Source organism: Streptomyces flavofungini, assembly GCF_041028215.1.
GTDB lineage: Bacteria > Actinomycetota > Actinomycetes > Streptomycetales > Streptomycetaceae > Streptomyces > Streptomyces flavofungini_B.
Genome location: NZ_JASKYR010000660.1, coordinates 1 through 3,815 on the forward strand (window position 1 = coordinate 1; position 3,815 = coordinate 3,815).

The following is a 3,815-nucleotide window of genomic DNA, read 5'->3' on the forward strand; positions in this document are numbered from 1 at the left end:
CTCCTGCGCGGGCACGGACGGGGCCTGCTCCGACGGGACGTGATCCGACGGGACCTGCACGGTCGGGCGGTCTCCCTGCTGCGCGGTGGCCGACTGGAGCGCCGAGATGCATGCCCCGATCGCCTGCTGGAGGTCTTCGAGCCGCTTGACCATGTCGTCCTCGTAGATGTCGTCGATGTCGTCCACATCGTCGAACGTCAGCTCCTCGAAGACCTTCGTGGCCTTCTGGAGGCTGCTGTAGAACTTCGCGCGCCGCTCCTGCACCCGCAGCTCGGGGTTGCTCTGCACGGTCTCCGCGATGAGGTCGCGCACGGTGTCGTACGCCTCGCGCGCCCACTCGCCGGAGTCCTCGCCCTCGTCCAGCTCGTCGATGAGGGACAGGTGCCGCTCGGCCTCCTCGCGCAGCTCGGCCGGGGCGTCGATCATCTGCCCGGCGGGGGTCTTGACCTGGCCCTTCTCGACGATCTGGCGGACGTAGTCGACGCGGTCGCCCGCCTTGGACTCGGCGGCGACGGCCTTCTTGAGGTCATCGGTGCGGACGATGTCGCGGACCAGCTCGGTGCGCAGCGCCGGGTCCTCGTCGATGCGGTCCATCAGGGCCTTGCGGGCCGCCTCCGCGGTGCCGGGGTCGGCGAGGATCGCGGCGCGCAGGGCCGTGGGGTTCTCGGCGACCTCCAGGGCCTTGGTGGGGCGGATGCCCTCGGCCTCGGCGGCCTCGGAGATGGCGTTGCCGCGCGGGGACAGGGCGCTGGAGCGGGAGGTGTAGTACGTCAGCCAGGCGTCGGCGTCGGGCAGTTCCACGTCCATGCCGGGCGCGAGCGCCTCGAAGTGCGGCACCATGCCGTCGTCCGCGGCCTTGTCCCAGGCCTTGTAGTAGCGCATGACGCGCTCGGCCGAGCAGCCCGCCAGCTCCGCGAACTCCTTGGCGGAGATCTTCGGCGTCTCGCCCGCGCTCTGCCCGCCGGGCCGTACGCTGCGGGCGACCTTCAGGCCGAAGGCCCAGCCGCCGGTGCGCGCGTAGGCGCCGAAGGCGCGGGCGTCCTCGCCGATGAGAGCCGCGGCGGTCTCCCCGGCGCCCGGAGTGGTCTCCTCGGCTTCCTCGGGCGACCAGAATTCTTCGGACGGGGCCATGGCTGAGGTCACGGAAGTGCTCCCGGTGTGACAGTGGGGGGACGAGGTGGACGCGACACTTTATCGCTCCGATTGGCACGTTTTGCGGGCGAGGCACCGGCGAGGCACTGGCGCGGAACGGGCGACGGCCTCATCCGCCGGGTCCCGTCGGGTCCCGCCGGGTCCCGCCGGGTTCCGCCGACCGCGTAGGCCTTCGTCCCGGGCTGATCGCTCGCATAGGCTGCGAGGATGAGCATTCTGGATGACGCCCGCCCGGGCATGAACCCCGACATCCGGCCGCAGGACGACCTCTTCGGCCACGTCAACGGCCGCTGGCTCGACACGGAGAAGATTCCGGAGGACCGCTCCAGCTGGGGCCCCTTCGTGCAGCTCGCCGACACGGCCGAGCAGCAGGTGAAGGAGATCATCCAGGACCTGGCCGACACCCCGGCCGGAGAGGGCGCCTCCGCGGAGGAGGCGCGGAAGATCGCCGCCCTCTACGGCTCCTTCATGGACGAGGAGACCATCGCCGCCCGCGGTCTCGCGCCCGCGCAGCCGCTCCTCGACGAGGTCGCGGGGCTGCGCGACGTCCGCGAGCTCGCGGCGTTCCTCGGCCGCTTCGAGCGCGTCGGCGGCTCGGGCCTCTTCGGCTCGTACATCGACTCCGACGACCGCGACTCGGACCGCTACCTCTTCAACGTCCTCCAGGGCGGCCTCGGACTGCCCGACGAGTCCTACTACCGCGAGGAGAAGTTCGCCGAGGTCCGCGAGAAGTACGTCGCGCACCTCACCGAGCTGCTCACCCTCGGCAAGCACAGCGCCCCCGAGGACGCCGCGAAGGCGGTCCTCGATCTGGAGACCAGGCTGGCCTCGGGCCACTGGGAGCGCGCGGCCACCCGTGATGTCCTGAAGACCTACAACCTCACCACCTACGACGAGCTGGTCGCCCTGGCTCCCGAGTTCGACTGGCGCGGCTATGTGACGGGCCTCGGCGGCTCGGACGCGACGATCGCCGAGACGTGCGTGCGGCAGCCGTCGTACCTCTCCCATCTCTCGGCCGTCCTCACCGAGGTGCCGATCGAGCGCTGGCGGGACTGGGCGACGACGCGGGTGCTGCGCGCCTGCGCGCCGTACCTGCCGGACGAGTTCGTGCGCGTGAACTTCGAGTTCTACGGCCGTACGCTCAACGGCACGCCGGAGCTGCGCGCCCGCTGGAAGCGTGCCGTCTCCTTCGTCGAGGGTGCCATGGGCGAGGCGGTCGGCAAGGAGTACGTGGCGCGGCACTTCCCGCCGTCCTCCAAGGCGATGATGGACGACCTGGTGGCCAACCTCCTGGAGGCCTACCGCCAGTCGATCGCCCGCCTGGACTGGATGACGGACGAGACGAAGGAGCGGGCGTACGAGAAGCTCGCCACGTTCCGCCCGAAGATCGGCTACCCGGACAAGTTCCGGGACTACTCCGCGCTCCGCGTCAGCCCCGACGACCTCCTGGGCAACGCGCAGGCGGCCGCCGCGTTCGAGTCGGACCGCGAGCTGCGGAAGATCGGCTCGCCCGTGGACCGCGACGAGTGGTTCATGCTGCCGCAGACGGTCAACGCGTACTACAACCCGGGTACGAACGAGATCTGCTTCCCCGCGGGCATCCTCCAGAAGCCGTTCTTCTCGCCGGACGCCGACGCCGCGGAGAACTACGGCGGCATCGGCTCGGTCATCGGTCACGAGATCGGCCACGGCTTCGACGACCAGGGCGCGCAGTACGACGGTGCGGGCAACCTCAACGACTGGTGGACCGCCGCCGACAAGACCGCCTTCGAGGCGAAGTCGAAGGCGCTGATCGAGCAGTACGACGGCTTCTCGCCGCGCAACCTGCCCGGCGAGCACGTCAACGGCTCCCTGACGGTCGGCGAGAACATCGGCGACCTCGGCGGTCTGACCATCGGGCACACGGCCTACCTCATCGCGCTCGATGGCGCGCCGATGCCCGAGGGCGAGGACGGCACCGGCTCCCAGCGGCTCTTCAAGAACTGGGCGTACTGCTGGCGCACCAAGCGCCGCAAGGAGCAGGAGCAGCAGTACCTCACGATCGACCCGCACTCCCCGCCGGAGTTCCGCGCGAACATCGTCCGCAACCTCGACGAGTTCCACGAGGCGTTCGGCACGGCGGAGGGTGACGGTCTCTGGCTCGACCCGGCGGACCGGGTCCGCATCTGGTGATCCGGCCGACCGGACCCGCCTTCTCCGTCCCGCCCTCGGTGAGGGCGGCCTCGGCGAAGGCGGGTCCGGTCGCGGGAACGAGGTCGTACCGGACTACTCGACGGCCTCGGGGCGCAGTACGGCGCGGGCCAGGGTGGCCACGCCTTCGCGGATGCGGTCCGGCGGTGTGCCGTCCGCGCTGAGGTGCTCGATCAGGTCGCTGCGTACGGAGGCCAGCAGCGCGTGCGCGAGGAAACCGGCGTCCCGCTCGCCGCGGGCCTCGGTGAGCAGGGCGGTGAGCTCGGCGTGCCAGAGCTGGTAGGCGTCGTTGAGGTAGGGGCTGCCGCTGCCCGCGCTCTCCAGGGCGAGCATCAGGGGCCGGGTGCCGAGCTTCAGGCTCAGCATGGCGTCGAGGAGGGCGAGGGCGCGTACGTCGGCGGGTGCGCCGGGGCCCAGCGGCGGGGGACCGGCGACGACGTCGGCCCGCAGTTGCTCGGTGCGCTGCTCCACGA

At 71.1% G+C, this 3,815-nt stretch carries 2 protein-coding genes and 1 pseudogene; 1 reads left to right on the plus strand and 2 read right to left on the minus strand.

The annotated features are described in order from the left end of the window. A partial coding sequence (locus tag AB8Z36_RS31965; protein WP_440582051.1) for a hypothetical protein occupies positions 1 to 1,131 on the minus strand: 1,131 nt, incomplete at its 3' end. Between the two features lie 228 nt (positions 1,132 to 1,359). On the opposite strand from AB8Z36_RS31965, the gene AB8Z36_RS31970 reads away from it, so the two are divergent. Further along, positions 1,360 to 3,324, plus strand: a complete 1,965-nt coding sequence (locus AB8Z36_RS31970) for a M13 family metallopeptidase (RefSeq protein ID WP_369216883.1) — start codon at positions 1,360 to 1,362, stop codon at positions 3,322 to 3,324. A 93-nt stretch (positions 3,325 to 3,417) separates the two neighbouring features. Here the strand turns inward: AB8Z36_RS31970 and AB8Z36_RS31975 are convergent. Next, a pseudogene (locus tag AB8Z36_RS31975) lies at positions 3,418 to 3,815 on the minus strand (TetR/AcrR family transcriptional regulator); the annotation flags it as partial.

Excerpts from the sequence above, each read along its gene's own strand:
- AB8Z36_RS31970 (WP_369216883.1), top strand. The coding sequence starts at position 1,360 with ATGAGCATTCTGGATGACGCCCGCCCGGGCATGAACCCCGACATCCGG.